The 23,026-nt window shown below is 61.2% G+C and carries 22 protein-coding genes and 1 tRNA gene; 13 read left to right on the forward strand and 10 right to left on the reverse strand.

Annotation, left to right across the window (positions count from 1 at the left end):
* Positions 1-15 precede the first annotated feature (15 nt).
* The 6 genes from ACS3QZ_RS17395 to ACS3QZ_RS17420 form a co-directional block, all read right to left on the reverse strand.
* Complete coding sequence (locus ACS3QZ_RS17395) at positions 16-942, reverse strand: electron transfer flavoprotein subunit alpha/FixB family protein (RefSeq protein WP_093096169.1); 927 nt, start codon at positions 940-942, stop codon at positions 16-18.
* A complete protein-coding gene (locus ACS3QZ_RS17400) occupies positions 942-1,700 on the reverse strand; it encodes an electron transfer flavoprotein subunit beta/FixA family protein (protein WP_456038604.1) in 759 nt (252 codons plus the stop codon). Before ACS3QZ_RS17400 ends, ACS3QZ_RS17395 begins: the two co-directional genes overlap by 1 nt.
* Positions 1,701-1,924: 224 nt before the next feature.
* A complete protein-coding gene (locus tag ACS3QZ_RS17405) occupies positions 1,925-2,497 on the reverse strand; it encodes a cob(I)yrinic acid a,c-diamide adenosyltransferase (protein WP_456038965.1) in 573 nt (190 codons plus the stop codon).
* Positions 2,498-2,501: 4 nt separating this feature from the next.
* A complete protein-coding gene (locus tag ACS3QZ_RS17410) occupies positions 2,502-2,705 on the reverse strand; it encodes a twin transmembrane helix small protein (RefSeq protein ID WP_456038966.1) in 204 nt (67 codons plus the stop codon).
* Between the two features lie 82 nt (positions 2,706-2,787).
* On the reverse strand, positions 2,788-3,621 hold the full coding sequence (locus ACS3QZ_RS17415) for an SDR family NAD(P)-dependent oxidoreductase (protein ID WP_456038967.1): 834 nt from the start codon (positions 3,619-3,621) through the stop codon (positions 2,788-2,790).
* An 89-nt stretch (positions 3,622-3,710) separates the two neighbouring features.
* On the reverse strand, positions 3,711-4,265 hold the full coding sequence (locus ACS3QZ_RS17420) for an SH3 domain-containing protein (RefSeq protein ID WP_456038968.1): 555 nt from the start codon (positions 4,263-4,265) through the stop codon (positions 3,711-3,713).
* Positions 4,266-4,423: 158 nt separating this feature from the next.
* Between ACS3QZ_RS17420 and ACS3QZ_RS17425 the strand changes: the two genes are divergently transcribed.
* The gene (locus tag ACS3QZ_RS17425; protein ID WP_456038969.1) at positions 4,424-6,766 is read left to right on the forward strand and encodes a DNA topoisomerase IV subunit A; all 2,343 of its coding nucleotides are present in this window, start codon (positions 4,424-4,426) and stop codon (positions 6,764-6,766) included.
* A gap of 325 nt (positions 6,767-7,091) precedes the next feature.
* Here the strand turns inward: ACS3QZ_RS17425 and ACS3QZ_RS17430 are convergent, their stop codons facing one another.
* Positions 7,092-8,444, reverse strand: a complete 1,353-nt coding sequence (locus ACS3QZ_RS17430; protein ID WP_456038970.1) for a cytochrome P450 — start codon at positions 8,442-8,444, stop codon at positions 7,092-7,094.
* A gap of 116 nt (positions 8,445-8,560) precedes the next feature.
* Here ACS3QZ_RS17430 and ACS3QZ_RS17435 point away from each other — a divergent pair, with 116 nt between their 5' ends.
* From ACS3QZ_RS17435 to ACS3QZ_RS17445, 3 genes are all read left to right on the forward strand, one after another.
* A complete protein-coding gene (locus ACS3QZ_RS17435; RefSeq protein ID WP_456038971.1) occupies positions 8,561-9,172 on the forward strand; it encodes a hypothetical protein in 612 nt (203 codons plus the stop codon).
* A gap of 99 nt (positions 9,173-9,271) precedes the next feature.
* Positions 9,272-10,447, forward strand: a complete 1,176-nt coding sequence (gene tuf / locus ACS3QZ_RS17440) for an elongation factor Tu (protein WP_456038972.1) — start codon at positions 9,272-9,274, stop codon at positions 10,445-10,447.
* Positions 10,448-10,647: 200 nt separating this feature from the next.
* Positions 10,648-11,463 carry an FkbM family methyltransferase gene (locus tag ACS3QZ_RS17445; RefSeq protein ID WP_456038973.1) on the forward strand — a complete coding sequence of 272 codons (816 nt, stop codon included), beginning with the start codon at positions 10,648-10,650 and terminating at the stop codon, positions 11,461-11,463.
* Here ACS3QZ_RS17445 and ACS3QZ_RS17450 read toward each other — a convergent pair.
* On the reverse strand, positions 11,460-12,149 hold the full coding sequence (locus ACS3QZ_RS17450; protein ID WP_456038974.1) for a lysophospholipid acyltransferase family protein: 690 nt from the start codon (positions 12,147-12,149) through the stop codon (positions 11,460-11,462). The two genes, ACS3QZ_RS17445 and ACS3QZ_RS17450, sit on opposite strands and share 4 nt — an antisense overlap.
* Before the next feature lie 122 nt (positions 12,150-12,271).
* Here ACS3QZ_RS17450 and ACS3QZ_RS17455 point away from each other — a divergent pair.
* The 9 genes from ACS3QZ_RS17455 to rplA all read left to right on the forward strand — a co-directional run bounded on the left by ACS3QZ_RS17455 (position 12,272) and on the right by rplA (position 20,378).
* Positions 12,272-12,347, forward strand: a tRNA-Trp gene (locus ACS3QZ_RS17455).
* Positions 12,348-12,503: 156 nt separating this feature from the next.
* Positions 12,504-13,097: a hypothetical protein gene (locus tag ACS3QZ_RS17460; RefSeq protein WP_456038975.1), complete on the forward strand. Its 594-nt coding sequence runs from the start codon at positions 12,504-12,506 to the stop codon at positions 13,095-13,097.
* 136 nt (positions 13,098-13,233) lie between these two features.
* A complete protein-coding gene (locus tag ACS3QZ_RS17465) occupies positions 13,234-13,917 on the forward strand; it encodes a hypothetical protein (RefSeq protein ID WP_456038976.1) in 684 nt (227 codons plus the stop codon).
* An 89-nt stretch (positions 13,918-14,006) separates the two neighbouring features.
* Entirely contained in the window at positions 14,007-14,204 is a 198-nt protein-coding gene (gene secE / locus ACS3QZ_RS17470; protein ID WP_093096971.1) for a preprotein translocase subunit SecE, read from the forward strand.
* A 197-nt stretch (positions 14,205-14,401) separates the two neighbouring features.
* A complete protein-coding gene (nusG, locus tag ACS3QZ_RS17475) occupies positions 14,402-14,935 on the forward strand; it encodes a transcription termination/antitermination protein NusG (protein WP_456038977.1) in 534 nt (177 codons plus the stop codon).
* 148 nt (positions 14,936-15,083) lie between these two features.
* On the forward strand, positions 15,084-16,637 hold the full coding sequence (locus ACS3QZ_RS17480; RefSeq protein ID WP_456038978.1) for an adenylate/guanylate cyclase domain-containing protein: 1,554 nt from the start codon (positions 15,084-15,086) through the stop codon (positions 16,635-16,637).
* Positions 16,638-16,829: 192 nt separating this feature from the next.
* The gene (locus ACS3QZ_RS17485) at positions 16,830-19,058 is read left to right on the forward strand and encodes a HEAT repeat domain-containing protein (RefSeq protein ID WP_456038979.1); all 2,229 of its coding nucleotides are present in this window, start codon (positions 16,830-16,832) and stop codon (positions 19,056-19,058) included.
* Between the two features lie 196 nt (positions 19,059-19,254).
* Positions 19,255-19,680, forward strand: coding sequence for a 50S ribosomal protein L11 (rplK, locus tag ACS3QZ_RS17490; RefSeq protein ID WP_093096986.1), 426 nt, complete (start codon positions 19,255-19,257; stop codon positions 19,678-19,680).
* On the forward strand, positions 19,680-20,378 hold the full coding sequence (gene rplA / locus ACS3QZ_RS17495) for a 50S ribosomal protein L1 (RefSeq protein ID WP_456038980.1): 699 nt from the start codon (positions 19,680-19,682) through the stop codon (positions 20,376-20,378). Before rplK ends, rplA begins: the two co-directional genes overlap by 1 nt.
* Positions 20,379-20,640: 262 nt before the next feature.
* Here rplA and ACS3QZ_RS17500 read toward each other — a convergent pair whose 3' ends face one another.
* Both ACS3QZ_RS17500 and ACS3QZ_RS17505 read right to left on the reverse strand, forming a co-directional pair.
* The gene (locus ACS3QZ_RS17500; protein WP_456038981.1) at positions 20,641-21,963 is read right to left on the reverse strand and encodes a metal-dependent hydrolase family protein; all 1,323 of its coding nucleotides are present in this window, start codon (positions 21,961-21,963) and stop codon (positions 20,641-20,643) included.
* Positions 21,964-22,121: 158 nt separating this feature from the next.
* Positions 22,122-22,994 (reverse strand): aldose 1-epimerase family protein, encoded by an 873-nt coding sequence (locus ACS3QZ_RS17505; protein ID WP_456038982.1) that lies wholly within the window; start codon positions 22,992-22,994, stop codon positions 22,122-22,124.
* Between the last annotated feature and the right edge of the window lie 32 nt (positions 22,995-23,026).

The raw sequence follows: 23,026 nt of genomic DNA on the forward strand, positions 1-23,026 counted from the left end.
GCCCGGCACAGGGCCTCACAGTTTGTCGGTGAGTTCTGGTACTGCGGCGAAGAGGTCTGCGACGAGGCCGAAGTCTGCGACCTGGAAGATCGGGGCTTCTTCGTCCTTGTTGATCGCGACGATGATCTTGGAATCCTTCATGCCCGCGAGGTGCTGGATGGCGCCCGAGATGCCCACGGCGATGTAGAGCTCGGGGGCGACGACCTTGCCGGTCTGACCCACCTGCCAGTCGTTCGGAGCATAGCCCGAGTCGACGGCAGCGCGCGACGCGCCAACAGCGGCGCCCAGCTTGTCGGCCAGTTTCTCGATCAGGGCAAAGTCCTCTTCCGAACCCACGCCACGGCCACCCGACACGACAACGCCGGCCGAGGTCAGCTCGGGGCGGTCGCTTTCGGCAACCTTGTCTTCGACCCATTCCGACAGACCCGGATTTGCGGCCGCACCAACGGTTTCGACCGAAGCGGATCCGCCTTCACCGGCCGCGTCAAAGGTCGAGGTCCGGAAGGTGATGACCTTCTTGGCGTCGTTCGACTTGACCGTCTGCATCGCGTTGCCAGCATAGATCGGGCGCACGAAGGTGTTGGCGTCGACCACGTCGGTGGCTTCCGAGATCACCATCACGTCCAACAACGCGGCCACGCGGGGCATCACGTTCTTGGCGTCGGTGGTGGCGGGGGCCACGATGTGCTCGTAATCGCCGGCCAGCGACACGATCAGCGCCGCGGTCGATTCCGCGAGGCGGTGACCCAGCGAGGCGTCTTCGGCGACCAGAACCTTGGCCACGCCGTCGATCTTGGCAGCGGCTTCGCCCGCCGCTGCGGCAGAGGCGCCCGCGGCCAGAACGGTCACGTCACCCAGCGCCTTGGACGCGGTGACAGCCTTGGCGGTGGCGTCCAGCGCCAGTTCGCCATTGTTGACTTCTGCGAGAAGAAGAACAGCCATTACACAGCCCCCGCTTCTTTGAGTTTTGCAACCAGTTCGTCGACCGAACCCACCACGATCCCGGCGGCACGCTCGGCCGGTTCCTCGGTTTTCACGATTTCAAGACGCGGAGAGACGTCGACGCCGTAATCGGCGGCGGTTTTCTCATCCAGCGGCTTTTTCTTGGCCTTCATGATGTTCGGCAGCGACGCATAGCGCGGCTCGTTCAGGCGCAAATCAACGGTGATGATGGTCGGGGTCGATACCTTGATGGTCTGCAGACCGCCGTCGACTTCACGGGTCACGACTGCCTTGTCGCCGTCGATGTCCACTTCCGAGGCAAAGGTCGCTTGCGACCAGCCCAAGAGCGCCGACAGCATCTGGCCGGTGGCGTTCATGTCATTGTCGATCGCCTGCTTGCCGCAGAGCACCAGACCGGGGGCCTCTTCCTCGACGATCTTGGCAAGGATCTTGGCAACCGCCAGCGGCTCAACATCGGTGTGCACGTCATCCGCAGCCACAACGAGGATCGCACGGTCCGCGCCCATCGCCAGCGCGGTGCGCAGCGTTTCCTGGGCCTGCTTGACGCCGATCGACACGGCCACAACTTCTTCGGCCTTGCCGGCCTCTTTCAGGCGGATCGCCTCTTCAACGGCAATCTCGTCGAACGGGTTCATCGACATCTTCACGTTGGCGAGATCAACTCCGCTCCCGTCCGCCTTAACACGAACCTTCACGTTGTAGTCAATCACGCGCTTCACAGGCACAAGTACCTTCATCGGCGGTAGACTCCTATCAGATTTTTGAGCCGCGGGGCGACTCTTCGGAATGCGCTCGAGCCGTTGATATAGGCTCGGACGACGTCGAAACAGAGCAAAATCGTCACGTTTGCGCCCTGCGACGTCGCGTTTTCAGATTTCACGTCACGTTATTTGCAACAATGTTTCAAAGGGCAAGAAAGTTTACCTCGCGACAAATTGCGTCAAGTGTTCCCTTTGCCCGGTCAGCGATTCGCGCCGGGTACCCACAGGACGTCGTCCTTGCCATTGTTGTTGGCGACGCGCGCCGCGACGAAGAACCAATCGCTCAGCCGGTTGAGATAGGTGATGACATGCGGGTTCACCTCTTCGGACTGCGCCAGTTCCACGGCAAGGCGTTCGGCGCGGCGGGCGACGGTGCGGCAGAGGTGGAGATGCGCCGCGAGCGCCGAGCCACCGGGCAGGATGAAGCTGCGTAGCGGGTTCAGCGCACCATTCATGGCGTCGATTTCGGATTCGAGCCGATCCACCTGTGACGCGATCATGCGCAGCGGCGGGTATTCGGCCTCGGCATCCTTGGCGATGTCGGGGCGGCAGAGATCGGCACCCAGGTCGAACAGGTCGTTCTGGATCGCGGCCAGTTGCGCGTCCATGTCGCCCGAGGCATGCAGGCGGGCCATGCCCAGTGTCGCGTTCAGTTCGTCGGACGTGCCATAGGCGGTCACGCGGGCATCGTATTTGGCAACGCGGTCGCCATTGCCAAGCGCGGTTGTGCCCTTGTCGCCGGTGCGGGTGTAAATCTTGTTCAGAACAACCATTGCCTTAGCCTCTGCTGCGCAGCCATGCGAACAGGATGATCAGCACCACGGCCAGAAACTGGGCCACGATGCGCAGGCGCATCAGCTTGTTGGCATATTTGCGGTTGAAATCACCGCCCTTGGCAAAGCCGGCAATGCCGATCATGAGAATGACCAATACGGCCAGCGAGGCGGCAGCCACTACCCAGAACAAGGGGTCATTTGCCATGATTCTGCTCCTGAAAACTGCAGTTGTCGTTGGTGTAGACGGATCAGGCGCAAAACTGAACCGCCGAATTTGATACGCAGGATCATCCTTTGGCGATCACCCAGTCGAGCAAAGATGTGGGCAAAAGGCGGCGCAGGAGGTTCATGACGTGGGCGGGGGTGGTCACGCGGTAGCGTGCGCGGGGGCGGCGCGTGGTCAGCGCGGTGAGGAGTTTGTCGCTCACGGCGGCGGCGGGAAGTTCGAACGGGTCGGGGCCGCGTTCGGTGTCGGAAAAGCGTTTGACGAGCGTGGCGCGGTAGTGGTCCGCGAAGGCGGAGTTTTCCCAGTCGATCCAGTGAAAGAACTGTGCCGCGTTGTTGCGGCGCAGGGCCGAGGTGATGGGGCCGGGTTCGATCAGGATGGCGTGGATGTTGGTGCCGCGCAGTTCGATGCGCAGACTGTCGGTCCAACCTTCGAGCGCATATTTCGTGGCAACATAGGCGCCGCGATAACGCATAGACACGTATCCCAGCACCGAGGAACAATTGATGATCCGCCCGTGCCCCTGCGTGCGCATTACGGGCAGGATGCGGCGGGTCAGGTCGTGCCAACCCAGAAGGTTGCTTTCGAAGAGATCGCGCAAGCCTTCGGTCGGGATATCCTCGACCGCGCCTGGCAGGCCGCGCGCGCCGTTGTTGAACAGGGCGTCCAGGGTGCCGCCCGTGGCAGTCAGAACCTCGGCCAGACCGGTTTCGATGGTTGCCGTGTCGCAATAATCAATCAGCGGGCTTTCAAACCCGTCGGCGATCAGGCGGTCACAGTCCGATTGCTTGCGGCAGGCGGCAAAGACGCGCCAACCTTCGGCGCGCATTCGGTGGGCTGCGTCAAGACCGATGCCCGAAGAACAGCCGGTGATGAGGATGGTTTTCCGTCGCATTGCCGCCCTTTCCCGTCGCTGCAGGACACGGGGCGCAGACTAGGGCAAGGCGACGCGGGATCAAGTCAAACCTGACGGACAGGTCCGGATCAGTCGGTGGCGGTGGCGGTTTGGGCCGGGGGGGTGAGAAGGCGAGACGACGTCCAGCCGATGCGCCCGGTGTCGATCACCTTGAGTTTTGCCCAGCCGTTACCGGGGTCCTGCAGGACGATGACCTGTTGGTCGCGGGTCAGCGTGGCCAGCACGGAATAGGCCGTGCCCGGTCCGCTGCGCATGTTGACGCGGGCGCCACGCACCGAGCGGATGTCCTTGGGCGGTTCGGGCGCCGGTGGCGGCAGGTTGGCTTGTGGTAGTATGGGTTGCGCGGCGGGTTGGGTAAGCACGGACTCGGCGGACAGGGCCGCTGGCGTCACGGTGGGCGTGGGTTGCGTTGTCGTGACCAGTTCACGCAGGTCGCGCCGGACGGTCGGAACCGGGGTGGGCACAGGTTTGGCGGTGGCTGTCACAGTGACAGGAGTGGGGTGAGGGGTGGTCTTTGCGGTTTCCGGCGCGGCGCGGCGTATGGGTTCGAAATCCGATCCGCCGCTGAGTTCATAGAACCCCCAGCCCAGGAAAACAAAGCTCAGCAATACAAACCGCGACACGCAACCTACTCCGAACGAAACAAGAAATTGAAAACGAAATGACTTCGACAGGAATCAACTCTACCACAATAGCAGCTGTAGACTGAGGGGGAAATTTTCGTCTGTTATCCCCATGCATCTGCTTTACGGAGTCTCGGGCAATCGGTATCACCATTTGCATGAACGATATAATCGACGACGAAAACCTGCCGCTTCCGGCCACAACAGAACCGCTCCGCCGCGCGATTGGCGAGCGCTATCTCACCTATGCGCTGAGCACGATCATGCACCGGGCGCTGCCGGATGCGCGGGACGGGTTGAAGCCGGTGCATCGGCGCATCCTTTATGCAATGCGCGAGCTGAAGCTCAACGCGACCGGGGGGTTCAGGAAATCGGCCAAGATTTCCGGCGACGTGATGGGCAACTATCACCCGCATGGCGATGCCGCGATTTATGACGCGATGGCGCGTCTGGCGCAGGATTTCAACGTGCGTTACCCGCTGGTCGACGGGCAGGGCAATTTCGGCAATATCGACGGCGATAACCCGGCGGCCTCGCGTTATACGGAAGCGCGGATGACGGCGGTGGCCGAGGCGCTGCTTGAGGGGCTGAATGAAAACGCGGTGGATTACCGCGACAACTATGACGGGACGCTGATCGAACCCGTTGTTTTGCCAGCGACTTTTCCGAACCTTCTGGCCAACGGGGCGAGCGGGATCGCGGTGGGGATGGCGACGAATATTCCACCCCATAACATTGCCGAACTGTGCGACGCCTGTCTGCACATGATCAAGACGCCGGACGTGCGGGACGATACGCTTTTGAACTATGTTCAGGGGCCGGATTTCCCGACCGGGGGCGTGATTGTCGAGCCGCGCGAGAACATCGCGCAGGCCTATCGCAGCGGCCGGGGATCGTTCCGGCTGCGCTGTAAATGGGAGCAGGAAGACCTGGGCCGGGGCCAGTGGCAGATCGTGGTCACGGAAATCCCCTACCAGGTGCAGAAATCCAAGCTGATCGAGAAGTTAGCCGAACTGATCCAGACCAAGAAAGTGCCCATCCTTGCGGATGTCCGGGATGAAAGCGCGGACGATATCCGGGTGATCCTTGAGCCGCGCTCCAAGAATGTCGATCCTGAGATTCTCATGGGAATGCTGTTTAGAAACAGTGACCTGGAGGTGCGGTTCAGCCTCAACATGAACGTGCTGATCGACGGGGTAACGCCCAAGGTCTGTTCCATGAAAGAGGTGCTGCGGGCGTTTCTGGATTTCCGCCGCGAGGTGTTGATCCGGCGCAGCCAGCACCGGATGGAGAAGATCGACCATCGTCTTGAGGTGCTGGAAGGGTTCATCATTGCCTTCCTGAATCTGGACCGCGTGATCGACATCATCCGCTATGACGACGCCCCGAAACAGGCCCTTATGGCCGAGGATTGGGGGCTCGATCATGTGCGCGCAACGTCCGAGCATGACTATGTGTCGCCGCTTCCTGCGAAGGGCGAGGGCGAGCTGAGCGAGGTTCAGGCGGAAGCGATCCTGAACATGCGTCTGCGGTCGTTGCGCCGGTTGGAAGAGCTTGAGCTGATCCGCGAGCGCGACGCGCTGATGGAAGAGCGGGCGGCGCTGGAAGACCTTCTGGAAAGCGAAGGGTTGCAGTGGGACCGGATTTCCGAGCAGCTCAGAGAGACTAAACTCCAGTTCGGTAAGAATTATGAAGGCGGCGCGCGGCGCACGGTCTTTGCCGAGGCGGGCGAGGTCGAAGAAGTGCCGCTGGAAGCGATGATCGAGCGGGAGCCGATCACCGTGGTCTGTTCGCAGATGGGCTGGGTGCGGGCGATGTCGGGGCATATCGACCTCAATCGCGAGCTGAAGTTCAAGGATGGCGACGGGCCGCGGTTCATCTTCCATGCCGAGACCACGGACCGTTTGCTGGTGTTTGGCACCAATGGGCGGTTCTACACCGTGAGTGCCGCCAACCTGCCCGGCGGGCGGGGCATGGGCGAGCCGCTGCGGTTGATGGTGGATCTGCCCAACGAAGCCGAGATCGTGGATTTCTTCATCCATGCGCCCGAACGCAAGCTGTTGGTCGCCTCGAGCGCGGGCGACGGGTTTGTTGTTGCGGAACAGGATGTTATTGCCCAGACGCGCACAGGAAAACAGGTGCTGAACGTCAAGGATGACGCAAAGGCGGTGATCTGCAAGCCGGTGGTTGGCGATCACGTGGCGATCGTGTCCAAGAATGGACGGTTCCTTGTCTTCCCGGTGAGCGAGCTGCCCGAGATGGGTCGCGGCAAGGGCGTGCGGCTTCAGAAATACAATATGGCGCGCGGGCGTCAGGGGACGCTGGAACTGGATGGCGGCTTGAGCGATGTTGCGACGTTCAACTGGTCCGAGGGACTGAGCTGGAGCATGGGCGGGGGCAAGACCCGGCATGAACCGGACCTGACCGAGTGGCTGGGCAAACGGGCCGGGGTGGGCAAGAAGCCGCCCTATGGCTTCCCGCGCGATTTCAAGTTCTCCTGAGCCGCTGGCATGAGACTCGGGCCGGTGCTTTGACATGAGCGCCGGCCCTTTTTTGTTGCCCGGTAAGGGGGCAGAAGGCGAATCGAATGGTTAACGCCCTTGTTTTCAAGGATTTGGGCGTCGGTTTCACGTCGGTATCGTATCGGTATTACGTCGGTATGGATCAAAAGACGCGCGATTGGGGCCGAGTGTTACACCTGCGCGCGCAAGGTTTCGTTTACGGTTTGATCGGGTGGGACCCGCCGTGCGCCTTCGGCGCGCGGCCGGGCCCAACATCTGGCAGCGCCCGCAGGGCGCGAAGATGGCGGGAGTACCCCCGGCTGTGTCACACCGGCTCCGCGGTCAGCCACACACCATCGTTGGGGCGCAAGGTAAGGATCATGACCGGATCGGGTTGGCGTCCGGGGACCAGGTTGAACCGGAACCGGGCCAGCAGGGTGGCAAGGATGATGACCGCCTCCTGAATGGCAAAAGACGCGCCGATGCAGATGCGTGGGCCATCGCCGAACGGGAGGTAGGCATAGCGCTCGACCGCCTTGCGGTCCGCAAAACGGTCGGGGCGGAAGGCGTTGGGATTGTCCCAGAGCATATGATTGCGGTGCAGCGCATAGATCGGGATCATAACCGTGTCGCCCGGGTGGATGTCGCGCGCGCAAAGCATGTCGTGTTTCTGCGCCGTGCGCGAAATGATCCCGGCAGGCGGATAAAGGCGCAGGGCCTCGTCGACGATCTGGCGAATGAAGGGCAGGTTGGCGACATCTGCGCCCGTGGCGGTGTTGTCTTTGAGCACGGATTGAATCTCCGCGCGGGCGCGGTTTTGCACCTCCTGATCGAAGGCACAGAGATAGAGCGACCAGGCGAGCGTGAGCGCGGTGGTTTCGTGGCCCGCGACGATGAAGGTCAGCAGATTGTCGCGCAGTTCGGACGTGTTCATGCTGCGCTTGGTTTCGGGGTCTTCCCCGGCCAGCAGCAGGTCGAGCAGGTCGGGGATGTCACCAGAGCCACGGGCGCGGCGGGCCTCGATGGCCTCGTCGGCGACCTGTTTCATCTGGCCGACCACCTTGCCCGACAAGAGCCGTCCGGGGCGGGGAATCCAGTCAGGAAAGCCTAGCATGTCGAGCAGGGAGATCTTGCCCGCTTCGGCGATATAGGCGTCGATGGCGCGGTGCACGGCGTCGCTGTCAAAGGTGCCTTCGCCGGAAAAGGTCACGTCCGAGATCACGTCAAAGGTGGTGCGCACCATTTCATCGAGAAAATCGACCGCGTGGTCGCCGGCTGCGGCGACACGGGCCGCGGATCGGTCTGCGGCGGCGCTCATGACGGGGGCGAGGTTCATCACGTTGCGATGGGAAAACACCGGGGCAGCGGCGCGGCGTTGCCAGCGCCAATGGGCATCCTCGGCAATGAACAGGCTGTCGCCGATGGCCGGGCGCAGGATGTTCTTGGTGGCCTTGGATTTGGGATAATCATCGACTTTTTCCAGCAGCACCTGACGAATCGCGCCCGGATCCATGATCATGTGCCAGCGGATCCCGGTGCGCCCCGACACCATCGGCTGACGTACGGCGATCTCGGGCAGGATCGACAGGAGGTTGGTGCGCGCGGCCTTGAGCGAGCCCAACACACCCAGCGGCTGGGTCGCAAGGGGGACATGCACGGGCAGATCGGTCTGGGTCATGGGGGCTCCTCCACGTTGAAAGATAGGCGCGCGATGCGCGTGGGAAAAGGCCGCGATTGCGGTCGCGTTCGGGTTGGGCTATCCGTAGCGGGATTTTTGACCGGGATAAGAGACACATGAAGCGTATTGCCCTGATACTGAGCGCCCTTTTGGCCTTGACCGCCTGTGCGGTGCCGACCCAGCCCGTCAATGAAGAGTTGCTGGACCTTGGGGATTTCCAGTTGGGGCACAATATCGTGGTTGCGCCCGATATTCAGATGGGTCCGCTGTCACGTGAAGCGTCGACCGAGGATTGGATCGCGTCGATGAAGAACGCGGTGGATGCCCGGTTCGGGCGGTATGAAGGCACGCGGCTGGTGCATTTCGGCGTGAATATCGGCGGTTATGTGCTTGCGGCGCCCGGCGTACCGCTGGTCGTATCGCCCAAGTCGGTTCTGATCATCACCGTGACGGCGTGGGATGACCGAGCGGGCGGCAAGTTCAACAAGGAGCCGCGCGAGATCATCGTGTTGGAAAGCTTCAGCGGGTCGACCCTGGTCGGGACCGGTTACACGATGAGCGCGGAAGAGCAGATGGCGAACCTCACCTACAACGCGGCCAAAGCCATGGAAAAATGGCTATACGAGAACCGCGCCTGCCTTGTGGACAATGTTCCGGCAGAGGTTCTGGCGAGTTGCTGGAAGAAAACCAAGGACAACAAGGGGCGCGAGGCGCTGGAGCTGCAATAACGCGAAACCCTGCTTGATTTTTGCCGCGCAACCCAATATGTCGCGCGCGGTAGAGGAAAACGGGTCGCGAGGCCCCCTAACTTTTAGAAGGCACCAACCATGGGCAAGGAAAAGTTTGAACGCAGCAAACCGCACTGCAACATCGGCACCATCGGTCACGTTGACCATGGTAAAACCACTCTGACGGCAGCGATCACGAAGCAATTCGGTGACTTCAAAGCCTATGACGAGATCGACGGCGCGCCGGAAGAGAAAGCCCGCGGCATCACCATCTCGACGGCGCATGTTGAATACGAAACCGACGCGCGTCACTATGCCCACGTCGACTGCCCCGGCCACGCCGACTATGTGAAGAACATGATCACCGGTGCGGCGCAGATGGACGGCGCGATCCTGGTTGTGAACGCCGCTGACGGCCCGATGCCGCAGACCCGCGAGCACATCCTGCTGGGCCGCCAGGTTGGCATCCCCGCCATGGTCGTTTTCATGAACAAGGTTGACCAGGTTGACGACGAAGAGCTGCTCGAGCTGGTTGAAATGGAAATCCGCGAGCTGCTGACCGAGTACGACTATCCCGGTGATGACATCCCCGTCATCGCGGGTTCGGCCCTGGCCGCTCTGGAAGGCCGCGATCCTGAAATCGGTGAGAACAAGATCGCCGAGCTGATGGCCGCTGTTGACGCGTACATCCCGCAGCCGCCGCGCGCGGTTGACGAGCCGTTCCTGATGCCGATCGAAGACGTGTTCTCGATCTCGGGTCGCGGTACGGTTGTGACTGGGCGTGTTGAGCGTGGTGTGATCAACGTGGGTGACGAGATCGAGATCGTCGGCATCAAGGACACGCAGAAATCGACCTGTACCGGTGTTGAAATGTTCCGCAAGCTGCTGGACCGCGGTGAAGCGGGCGACAACATCGGCGCGCTGCTGCGTGGTATCGACCGTGAAGCGGTTGAGCGTGGTCAGGTTCTGTGTAAGCCGGGTTCGGTGACGCCGCACACCAAGTTCGAAGCCGAAGCCTATATCCTGACCAAGGATGAAGGTGGCCGTCACACGCCGTTCTTCGCGAACTACCGTCCGCAGTTCTACTTCCGCACCACCGACGTGACCGGGACGGTTCAGCTGCCCGAGGGCACCGAGATGGTGATGCCGGGCGACAACCTGAAGTTCAACGTCGAGCTGATCGCGCCGATCGCGATGGAACAGGGCCTGCGCTTTGCCATCCGCGAAGGCGGCCGCACCGTCGGTTCGGGCGTCGTGTCGAAAATCATCGAGTAATTCAGGTCAAACCTGAAGAACCGGAAAGGGCGCCCCACGGGGCGCCCTTTTGCGTTGTGGGGGTTGAGCGATCCCGACCGTCGGTGCCGGGGCGCCCGAAAAAAGCAGGCGAGATGATGGGAGGCCATCAAAAGACCTGATTTTCGGGTCAGGTTTGATACTGTGCGATGAATGGGCAGCAAACCGGAACGCGAGGCATCATGAAATCGAGGCTTGTTGGGACGTGGGCAGGCGATGTGTTGCTGCGGTTTTCCGGGTGGCGGTCATTGAAAAGTGTTCCTCTGGGCAATCCGGAGGCGGCGGGGGCGCGGGCCAATGCGGTGCTGGCGGACCGCCTGATCGCGCAGCTTTGCCCCGCAGAGGGCAGGTTTCTGGATATCGGTGCGCATATCGGGTCGGTGTTTGCCAGCGTGCATCGCGCCACGCCCGGTGCGGAGATCATCGCCATCGAGGCCGATCCGGACAAGGCGGCGGCGCTGCGGGCGCGGTTTCCCTATTGCACCCTGATTGAAGCGGCTGTGGGCGAGAGCGAAGGCAGCGTGGATTTCTTTCGCGATCCCGGCAAGAGCGGTTTCAACTCGCTGGCCCCCGGCGAAGGGCGGGAGCGGATCACGGTCGAGCTCAGGCGGCTGGATGACCTGTTGCCCGATACCAAGGTTGACCTGGTCAAGATCGACGTGGAGGGTGCCGAGCTGGGTGCGCTGCGCGGCGGGGCGCGGTTGATTGCGCGTGGTCGCCCGGTGATCCTGTTCGAAAGCACCGAGGTCGGACCGAATGCGCTGGGATATTCGGCGGAGATGCTCTGGCAATGGTTTGACAGCCACGACTATGGCGTGTTCACGCCGGACCGGCTTGCCCACGAGGCGCCGCCGATGTCCTGCGAGGTATTCGTGGATTCACATCAATACCCGTTCCGCACCCTGAACTACTTTGCGGTGCCGATGGAGAAACGTGTCGTGACCCGTGACCGGGCGCGGGAGATCCTTGGGATCACGGTCAATCCGCAGGAACCCTAGGTGTCGGGGCGCCCGACGGCGGTGTCCGCGTCCCTTGTGACGGCATCAAGCGCGGCTTGAAGCGACAAGCGGAGGGTTTCGGTTTCGGCATCGGTGGCCTTGCGGGGTACTTCGTCCGTCCATTCGCGGCATATCAGGATGCCCCTGGAGCCCGCGCGGGGCAGCCACATACGATCCCATGTGGGCAGTTCGCGAACCTTGTCAGCCGAGAAAGACACGACAAATACCCGCTTTCCGGAAGAGCGCGCCCAGATCAGGGGTACGGAGGAGCAGACCCGAGCCGGCCCGTTGGGACCGTCGGCTGCGATCCCGATGGAATAGCCTTCGCGGATCTTGCCAAGAATCTTGCGCGACATGGTGACATGGCGTCGATTGGAGGACATGGCAACGGTCTCCATGCCAAACCGGGTCTGGAACAGCCCGGCCATGCGGCCCGCGCGCGCGTTCGAGGTGAGTGTGAAGATCCGCCCAAGATCGGTCGGGAACAGGTAGGGAGACATCATCAACCGCTGGTGCCAGAGCACGACGATCACGGGTTCCCCGGCGCGCAGACTTTCTTCCATCGGTTCAAAGCCGATGCGCTGCCATGTCGAGCGCCGATGGGCGCGCCGGACCATGGCCTCGATCCGCGCGGCCACGAAGTTCTGCACGCGTGGGCTGTTGGCGATTTTCTTTCTGAGGCTCACGAGGATCGGTCCTTTTTTCCTCTCTCTTAGTTCAGGCGGAGCGTGGTGGCCAGTCCGGGACGAATTCGCGCGATTTCCCTCTTGCCACCCGCGCTTGGCTGGACTAGGACATGCCCCACCTTAGGGGTATAGCTCAGTTGGTAGAGCGACGGTCTCCAAAACCGTAGGTCGCGGGTTCGAACCCTGCTGCCCCTGCCATTTCCTCATTTCGTCGAAGTTCCGTCCGCAAAGAAACCGCGCGTGCGTCATGCCGTTGCCGGAGCTGCGCCGTCTTCTCGCCATCTAGGTTAACTATCACCTTCCAGAACCGGCATCTGTTTTCCGATGCTGGCTTGCGGGCGAAGTGAGGACGACATGAAGCAGCTTTGGACCCTGGGGGAAGTGAAAACGCCGCCTGATGACATGCCGCCGTTTTTGGAGAGTCAGGATGTGAGGGCCGCAATACCGGTGCGCCAGAGGCTCATGCGGGATCTGGAGGCGCGACTTTCGACAGGCGTTGCAGACCGGCGCAAGGCACAGGAATTGTCGAGGGTCGAGAAGGCCATGCGCCGGAATGCGCCGGACCTTGCGGGTGCCGATGAGGCCGCGATTGCCGCCGCAGTGGCGCGTCGGCGAGCGCATCTGGATGCAAAATGGCCGCGCCCCCGGCTGCTGGCGCTCATTCTTCTGATGGTTCTCGGGCTGTCCTCGCCGGGAGTGGTGCTGCGTCTCGCGGTCTGGGCAGTGATCCTGTTTCTGGTGGCATCGGTGGCCTGCGGACCGGAGCGGGCGCGGGACGGGGTGTTCCTGTTGGGGCGACGGTTCACGAAGCTGTGGAAGCACGAAATCGTCGTGGCCCGTAAGGTGATGGCCTACGTTCGCGCGGTGCTGCCGGCGGCCAACGACGGTGGCGATGCCGCAGATCCACGGGCGGAGCGCCGTATTTCTGCCGCACAGATGCCCCGGTAATACCCAAATTCTTCTTGAAAATGCCTTACTGCAATGCTGCGAATCGACATCGGTCTGATGTTTCGTTTGCCGGGCATGGGGGCGTGTGAAGGTTCCGCCGGGCCGGACTGGTGTCTCGTCTTTTGGAGACACGGAGATGAGCGACGAAGAAGTTGCCGAACGCGATGGCACGGGGGCGCGCCAGTTCGGAGAAGAAATCATTGAACCCGGAGAACCCTTTACCGGGGAAACGCTGGATACCATCCGCGCGCTGATCGCGGACTCGCCGGACGTCGGGGTGACCGCTACAGACGGCAAGAAACCTGAAGAAACGGCAAGCGGGCGGTTCGAGCCGGGCGTCAGCGGTCAGTCCCACGGGCATGATGCTATTGAGACACCCCGCGATGCTCGGGAATCTGTTCCGTCGGAAGAGGCAGAGCCCGCCCCGGCACGGGTGCGCCGCGCCTGGCGGCGGCTGGAGATTGTCGAAGGGGCGCCCGGACAACTTGTGCGCCATGTCATGAGTTCGCCGCGCTGGATTGCCCTTATGATCCTCGCAAGTGTTTTCCTATGGCGACCATGGTTCATCCCGGCGCTGGTTTTCGTGATCGTGTTTGCCCTTTTGCTGATTGGCGTATTGATCGGACAGGACCGGCTGGGGCGGATCATGATCTACGTTTTGAAGCGATATATCTGGGCCGACCCGGCACGCGGCGCGGCCTTGCAGAGCTTTTTGCCCGCACGCTGGCACCCGTTCCTGTACAAACCGCTGGGCGATGAGGATGCCTGGGAAGGGCCGGTTGATCCAACGTTTGCCGCGCGATTGGCACGGATGCGGTAGGCGTCCGGGACGCGGAAGGCAGAAACGGCCTTGAATTTGCCGGTCTGCCCCAGTATGTGAGCCTCTGATCAAGGCAAAGAAGAAGCGTCATGGCGAAAACCAATCCGATCACCTTTATTCAGCAAGTCCGGGCCGAAGTTTCGAAAGTGGTCTGGCCGACCCGCCGCGAGGTCCTGCTGACCACGGTCATGGTGTTCATCATGGCGGCGCTGACAGCGACGTTCTTTTCGCTGGTCGATATCCTGATCCGCAGCGGTCTGCAGGGTATTCTGGGGCTGTTCGGCTAAGCGCAGGACCGGTTCAGGCGGCGGCTTTGCCTCTTGAAATCAACGAGCAGGAGCGGTAGGTCACGGCCTACTTCGGGACATGGCGTGTGGCGATTCGAGTTGCACGCCGATTTTTTGTTCCCGGAAGCCCTTTTTTGAAGAAGGGTCGAAAGGAAGCAGTCCGGCACTGGGCCGGCAAGGACGGGAAAGACGATCACATGGCGAAACGGTGGTATTCGGTTAGCGTGCTGTCGAACTTTGAAAAGAAGGTCGCCGAGCAGATTCGTCAGTCGGTCGAAGAGCAGGGGCTCGAAGAGCAGATCGACGAAGTGCTGGTTCCGACCGAGGAAGTGATCGAAGTCCGCCGTGGCAAGAAAGTGACCTCGGAACGCCGCTTCATGCCGGGTTATGTTCTGGTACACATGGAAATGAGCGATCAGGGCTATCACCTCATCAACTCGATCAACCGCGTCACCGGGTTCCTTGGTCCGCAGGGCCGCCCGATGCCGATGCGTGATGCCGAAGTGCAGGGCATCCTTGGCCGTGTCGAGGAAGGCGAGGCCGCGCCGAAGCTGATGATCAGCTTCGAAGTTGGCGAGAAGGTCAAGGTCAACGACGGCCCGTTCGAGGATTTCGACGGCATGGTCGAGGAAGTGGACGACGACAACCAGCGCCTGAAGGTGACGGTGTCGATCTTTGGCCGCGAGACGCCGGTCGAGCTGGAGTTCACGCAGGTGACCAAGCAGGGCTGATCCTGCGACATCAGAGATTTGAGGCGCCGCGCGGGGAAACCTGTCGCGGCGTTTTTCATGGCGGCGCCTGCAAGGGGCATATCACAACGTATTTGAGTTGAGGAATGGGGCGTGATTAACTGAATATCTCACGATGTTCGGAAGCAGGATGTTCAGATCGCCCCGACAGGAAGCCAACAGACACAGCGCACAACCCAACATGCTTGTTCGTGCGATTTCCGGCATGTCGGTGTCCATCCGGGTGAAATTGTTGGTCGCCTTTCTGGGCGTGACATTCCTGATGGCGGGCCTTGCGTTGGTCGGTCTGGCGACATTGCGACAAGCAAACGACCGCACCGAGAAACTGATCCGGGATCAGGAGCGCATCGCGTATTTCAACGAAGCCTATTCCTATTTGAGTAACCTGCTCGCGCTTGCTGCCGCACTTCCGACGGATCCTGCGGATGTGAAGGGTGACAATGTGAGTCCGATTTTTGTCACGCCGGGGTTCCTGATCCTGAGTGTTTCCAACAATCTGGTGCTGCACTCGGGGCATGGGTTACGGGAATATGGCAAACAGGGGATGGTCGACGAGCAGTTTGTTGCGGCACTGCGCAGCAGTGCGAAGGAGCTTGAGGCGATCGCGGCAAAAGCCACAAGTGCACGGCGGATAAAGGATTACGAGACGGCGGGCATCATCGCGTGGCAGGAGTTTGCGCCCATCGCGTCACGCCTTCAGGGAAACGTCTATTCGAAGGTTCAGGAAATCGAAGCGGAAATGGCCGAAACTGCGCGGTCGACGGCCCTTGCCTACAAGTCGTCGGTCGAGTTCGTCAGCGCGACGGCCCTGATCTCAGTAGGTCTTGCGCTGTTGCTGGGATATGCGATTTCGTCTTCGCTGGTTTGGCCCATTCAGCGCATTGAACAATCGTTCAGGGCCATCGCGGGGGGGGATTTCGAGGAACGTGTCGCCGTGCCGAACCGGGACGAGCTGGGCGAACTGGCGCGCAACCTGAATATCACCAGCCAGAAACTTGGCGAGCTTTATGAAACGGTGGAAGTGCAGCGGGATCAGCTACGGATCGAGAATGCGCGGTCGGAGACATTGCTCAACAACCTGCTTCCAGCTCAGGTGGCCGCCCGGTTGAAAGCCGACCCGGATCAGGAAATCGCGGATCATTTGCCCTCGGTCGCCATCCTCTTTGCCGACATTGTCGATTTTACGCCGCGCTCGGCCCGGATGGCACCCGAAGAGATCGTCAGTTTCCTCAACCGCATGTTTTCGGCTTTTGACGAACTGGCCGGGGCGCACGGGTTGGAGAAGATCAAGACGATTGGAGATTCCTACATGGTGGCGGCGGGCATGCCGGAATCCTGTGAGAAGCCCGCGCACAGGGTTGCCGCGATGGCGCTTGACATGATGGATGCGGTGAAGGCGTTGCCGGGCAATGTGGAGCTTCGGATCGGGTTGCACATGGGTCCGGCGGTTGCCGGAGTAATTGGCCGTCAGAAACCGTTCTACGATGTCTGGGGAGAGACGGTGAACACTGCCAGCCGCATGGAAAGCCATGGAGAGCCGGGGCGAGTGCAGGTCACGGATGCGATCCGCGACCAGCTCGAGGGCGTGTTCCGATTCGAGGCCGGCGGCGTCAGCGACATTCCGGGCGTGGGTAAGCTGAGAACCTGGTGGTTGGAAGCGCCGTTGGTCACAGGGGCGGGGTGATCCCGGGGCGTCATGCTTGCGTGTACGGGGGGAAGCCGCGCGAGCGAGAGGAGGCGTCAAGGGCGCGATCCTGACCACGAACCGGCATTTCTGTTGCGGCACCTGACAAGGGACAGGTCAGAGGCGGTACCCGGTTCCTTGTCATGAAATCGCAGTTCCCAGAAAAATGTCCGAATGTTAAGCTTGGATATTATGGAACGCCGCCCAAACCGTCGCTTAGCAGCTATCCTGGCCGCCGATGTTGCAGGCTATTCAAGGCTGATCGGCTTGGATGAGGAAGGCACGATCGCCAGACTTCGGCGCATCCGTGCCGAAGTCTTTGAGCCGTCGATCTCGCGGCATTCGGGGCGCATCGCGAACACCGCGGGCGACAGTTTCCTGATTGAATTCCGTAGTGCGGTGGATGCCGTTCTGGCGGCCACCGAGATACAGGCCGAACTCTCGCAAAGAAACTCGGACGTCGCCTCCGATCGCGCCATCGCTTTCCGGATCGGTCTGAATGTCGGAGACGTCGTCTCGGATGCCGACGACATTCTGGGCGATGGCGTGAACGTGGCCGCCCGGCTTGAGGCATTGGCTGACCCCGGCAGGATACTCGCCTCGCAGTCGATCGTGGAATATGCCCGCAACAAGGTGCCATTCCGCTTTGAGCCAATTGGTCCGCAACGGGTCAAGAATATCGCCGAGCCCATTGAAGCCTTCCGCATCGAGGCGGATGACGGGCCGCCCTTGCCTCGGCCGAAACCGAAGATGGCGCCTCTTTACGCAAAGTCGGCGGTCGTCCTGGTTCTGTTGGCGGCAATGGGTTTTTTCGGTGCAAGGACGTGGGAGAAAAGTCAATTCCGCGCCTCCGAGGCCCAAATGGCCTATCCCCTGCCGGACTTGCCGTCGATCGCCGTGCTGCCGATTGCGAACTCTACCAATGACGCCTCCAACAAAGTGCTGATCGACGGCATCTCCGAGGATCTGATCACGGACCTGTCCCGCATTTCCGGTCTTTTCGTCATTGCTGGAAACACCTCATTTGCATTTCAAGGTGGAGACATTGATGTTGCCGGATTTGCCGAAAAACTGGGTGTTCGATACGTCGTCGATGGCAGTCTGAGACGCATGGATGAAAGTTTTCGGGTCAATATTCGACTGACCGACACGCAGAACGGGAGACTGATCTGGGCGGAACGGTTCGATGGCGAGATTGATGATATCTTCGAGTTGCAAAACAGTATCGTTCTGGCGATTGCACAGGAACTGGGGGTGCCTCTCGACGGCCAGGGCAGTTTGGCCATAGAAGGTGCCAAAACCGAAACAATCGGGGCGCGCGAAGCCTTCCAGCGCGGCTGGGAACTGTACTCGCGCTTTAACGAGGAAGATAATCTCGCTTCAATTCCCCATTTCGAGCGGGCTGTCGCGTTGGATCCGGGCTATGGGCGTGCGCGGGCAATGCTTGCTCTGGCCCATTTGCGGCCGCACATCTTCCATCATTGGACGGGATTTACCGATGCCGACGAACAGATGCATATTGGCCTTTTCTACAGATACTACCGTGAACTGGCACAGCAGGACTCGCCGCTGATCCACGTTGTCAGGGCAGTTGTCTCTCTCAACCTGCCGGATTGGGACAGTGCCACGGGTGTCAGTCGCGGAACGAGCGAAGCCAGACAGGCCGCTGCAAAAGCGATTGCGCTGCAGCCCAGTGACCCGGAAGCGCATTTGACGATGGGATGGGCCCTTATCGCGGGTGGTGAACCAGAGGAGGGGCTGGCATTTGTTCAGGCCGCCATGCGTCTCGATCCGGCCTATCCCAGTCACTATGCGCTGTTCGAGGGGGCGGCGCATTTTGCGATGAATGATTTGCCGGGGGCAGAGGCGGTCATCTTGAAGGAACTCGCCCGCAGCCCTCAGGCGACTGAGTTGATGCCGTTCGCGGCCTCTGTTCTGGCGTTGAATGGGGATCGGCGGGCTGCGCGGGCCATGACCGACAAATGGCAGCAAGTACAGCATGGGGGCGCCCTCGAGGACGCTGTTCGAGATTACTTCTTTATCGTGCGTTGGATTGGCGCGTACCAGCACCTGAACGACAGGTTGAAAAAGGGTCTTCGACTGGCCGCGCTGCCGCCGGGTACGACCGTGGCGAGTCTCAGGGCGGCCCTGACACGTGCGGATGCCAAGGAACAACGCGCCGCCGCGCAATCATTGGCGTTGTTTGGTGCCCAGGCCGCAGATGCAGTTCCCGAGTTGATCCTGTTGCTGGGCAGTCCGTCGGTCTTTGTCAGAAAGGAAGCCGCAATCGCCCTGGGTGAAATTGGGGAGGGGGCTGCATCTGCCTTGCCAGCACTTGAGGCAATGGCCGACACGTCGTTGTCCGGTAGTTACGCTGCACGGGCAATCCAAAAGATCACGGCACTTTCCGCTCAACAGTAAGGCTCGTGTCTGCCCTGGGGCCCGCTTGGCCGTTCTCTGCGCGCCCTCTTGCCAACCCTTCCAAACAGGCGTAAACGGCGCGGATCGTCTTTGGGCGAGATTCTCTCGTGGGAGGTTGGGGCATCGCGATGTGCCGCCGGACCACGCAACATAAACCGGGCGGAACGCGTTCCGTCTCTGTTGAAAGGAAAACCAAATGGCTAAGAAGCTTGCTGGTACGATGAAGCTGCAGGTTCCTGCAGGTCAGGCCAACCCGTCGCCGCCCGTCGGCCCCGCACTGGGTCAGCGCGGCATCAACATCATGGAATTCTGCAAGGCGTTCAACGCCAAGACGCAGGACATGGAGCCCGGCGCGCCGTGCCCGACCGTGATCACCTACTATCAGGACAAGTCCTTCACCATGGACATCAAGACGCCGCCCGCGTCTTACTACCTGAAAAAAGCGGCCAAGCTGAAATCCGGCGCAACCAACCCCGGTCGTGAGACCGTCGGGTCGGTGACTGCTGCGCAGGTGAAAGAAATCGCCGAAGCGAAAATGAAAGACCTGAACGCAAACGACATCGATGCTGCCATGCAGATCATCCTTGGTTCGGCGCGTTCCATGGGCATCGAGGTGAAGTGATGGCGAAAGTTGGTAAGCGGACTGCCGCAGCGCGCGAAGCGTTTGCAGGCAAAGAGAACCTGACTGTTGAAGAAGCCGTCGCGCTGGTAAAAGGCGCTGCCTCGGCCAAGTTCGACGAGACCGTTGAAATCTCGGTTCAGCTGGGTGTTGACCCGCGTCACGCAGACCAGATGGTCCGCGGCGTGGTCGGCCTGCCGAACGGCACCGGCAAGACCGTGCGCGTGGCCGTGTTTGCCCGTGGCCCGAAAGCCGAAGAAGCCCAGGCAGCTGGTGCGGATATCGTTGGCGCAGAAGACCTGATGGAAACCATCCAGGGCGGCACCATCGAATTTGATCGCTGCATCGCAACCCCGGACATGATGCCCGTCGTTGGCCGTCTGGGTAAGGTGCTTGGCCCCCGCAACCTGATGCCGAACCCCAAGGTCGGCACCGTGACCATGGACGTGGCACAGGCCGTGCAGAACGCCAAGGGCGGTGAAGTGCAGTTCAAGGCCGAGAAGGCCGGTGTTGTGCACGCAGGTGTTGGCAAAGTTTCGTTCGACGAAGCCAAGCTGGTTGAAAACGTGCGCGCCTTCATGGACGCCGTCCTGAAAGCCAAGCCGTCGGGTGCCAAGGGTGCCTATGTCAAGAAGATCGCTCTGAGCTCGACCATGGGTCCGGGCGTGACGATCTCGGTCGACAACGCCGCCGCGCAGTAAGCTGCGTCACAGGCAAAAGAATTTGGGGCGTCCCGGTTGGGACGCCCCTTTTTGTTTCCGGGTCCGGCTCAGACCATTTGTAGAATCAGGATCGGTAACCCCAGCATACCTGCGGTGATCAGGGCCACGGCCTTGCCAATTCCTTTGAACATGTCTCTCTCCCATTCGCGGTGTTTGTTCCAAGGAGAGAGATAAGAGCGCGCGAAAACGATCACAGCGCCTGCGCGTTGAACAAATCGTCATCTCTGCGTTACCGGGCGCGTTAATTCAGCGCGTTCTTGTAGATCACGCCGCCCTTCATGATCAGGTCGAGTACCTCGTCGTGGTTTTGCAGGATGGTGATGTCTTCGAGCGGGTTGCCGTCAATCAGCAAGAGATCGGCATGGGCACCTTCGACCAGGCGCCCGACAATGCCGGGATAGGGCGAACGATCACCGGAGAGTTGTAGAAGTTCGCCGGAATTGGCCGTTGCCTGGGTCAGGATTTCCGCCGGGGTGAACCAGTCCAGACGGGCCGCAAATTCCTTGTTCTGGTCGGCGCAGGCCTGCGGGTTGACCACGACGTCGGTGCCAAAGGCGATCTTGATGCCGTGTTTCTTGGCCAGAGAGAACATCGAGTCGAGGCCAGCCTCGACCATCTTGCCTTTGGCCAGACGCACCGGACCAAGGTCGGGCGAGAAAGTGCGATAGACGAGAACCTGCGGGCTCAACCAGATGTCGTTTTCGGCCATCATGATCGCGATTTCCTCGTCGATCAGGTTGCCGTGCTCGATTGAGCGAACACCGGCCTCGATCGCCTGCTTGACGCCATCCACAGTGTAGACATGGGCGGTGACATAGGTGCCAAACCCTTCGGCAACCTCGACGGCGGCGCGGATTTCCTCGAAGACGAACTGGCGCCCGTCGATCGGGTCGAACTCAGTGCCTACGCCACCGGCAAGGTGCATTTTGATCTGGCTGGCGCCTTGCTTGAGGTTTTCGCGGGCCGCCGTCAGAACCTCGTCGCGGCCATTGACGATGCGGCTGTAGCCGAGCCGTTCGAGGTTGTTTTCCGGCCCGCCGAATTCACGCGGTTTCATGAAGCGGGGATTGGCATCGCCATGCCCGCCAAACTGTGAGATGGCGCGCAGGGAAGGCCAGACGCGTGGCCCGGCAATTTCGCCGCGATCTGCGGCCAGCTTTGCGCCCCATGAGGCGCCGCCCACATCACGCAGGCTGGTAAAGCCGCGCATGAGCGCATCCTCGGCCGCGTGGGCCGCCTTGATGCCGATATAGTCGAGGTCCGGCGCATAGGAACCTGCCATGTCCATCACGGGAACGGTGCAAAGGCTCAGGTGGAAATGCATGTCGATGAAGCCCGGGGTCATTACCCGACCTTCGGCGTCGATCACGATGGCTCCTCCGGGGGCGCTCAGGCCTGCGCCCATGGCCGCGATCTTGCCGTCTTCGATCAGAACATCCTGACCTTCGATCAGGTCGGGACCGATGCCATCGAAAATGCGGGCGCCCGTGATCAGGGTTGTATCGTCGGCCCAGGCCGCGATGCCGAAGAGGGCCAGAACTGAAGAAAGCAGAACGGATTTCATAAGTGTCTCCTGATAAGAATAGATATTTCTCGTTCGCTGAGCCGCGTCGCAGGTGGATGGACATTGAACTCCGTCGCCGTGCCGTATGCCGAGACTATCGGCTTGCCCGTTGGGTAAGCAAAGGAAAAGTTGGCGTAACAGACCAAGCGCGGAGGCAATCAGACTGTAACGCGGAGCGTATAGCCGAACGTTTGGCTGGCGCCGGGGGGCAGGGTCGTGCTGTTGGGGCGTTCGCCGATTTCCGGGCCATCTCCGACCCGTGACGCCGTGCCGTGCCAGGGTTCGATGCACAGGAACGGGGCGCCGGCCGGTTTCCAGAGCGCGAGGTCAGGCAGGTTGTGGAACGTGAAGTCGAGCCACGGTCCGTCGGCGGGGCCATAGCGCAGGCTGTCCGAGCCATCTGGGAATACGAGCGCGCCATCTGAAAAGAGCTGTTCGGCAAGCTCCAGTTGCCCGTTTTCGAAGGGGCCGGGAACGAGATCGGAATCAAGCAGGCCATCGTCGCGCAAGGGCTGGCGCCGGGGTGATCCGCCAGCGGCCAGTTGCACATAGTGTGGTTTGTCCGCGGCGCCGGGCAGGGGCCAGAGGAAGGCCGGATGAAAGCCGAAGCCGAAAGGCATGGGCCGATTTGACAGGTTTTCGACGCGGGCGGTGACGTCAAGCGTGTTGCCGCTCAGCTCATGCGTCAGGTGGAGGGCAAAATCAAACGGGTAGCTTTCCCGTGTCCCGTCGCTGGCGCGCAAGACGTGGTGGCATTTTGTTGCTGTACCTTCGACAAGGTCGAAATGGCTGCGCCGGGCAAAGCCGTGCTGAGGCATGGTGGCGCGATGGTTTGCGACAGCGATGACATCGTCGACCGCGCGCCCTACGATCGGGAACAGCACCGGCGCGCGCCCGGACCAGAACGCGGGATCGCCATGCCAAAGGAGATCGTCGCCGTCACTTGTGCGCAGATACTGCATCTCTGCCCCAAGCGGTGCGACGCCGAGCGTGAGCCTGTCATTGGAAATCGTGACGTGATCGGTTGTCATCGGGCCTGTCCCTGTTGAAAATGCTGTGCAGT

Source organism: Shimia sp. W99 (assembly GCF_053851455.3).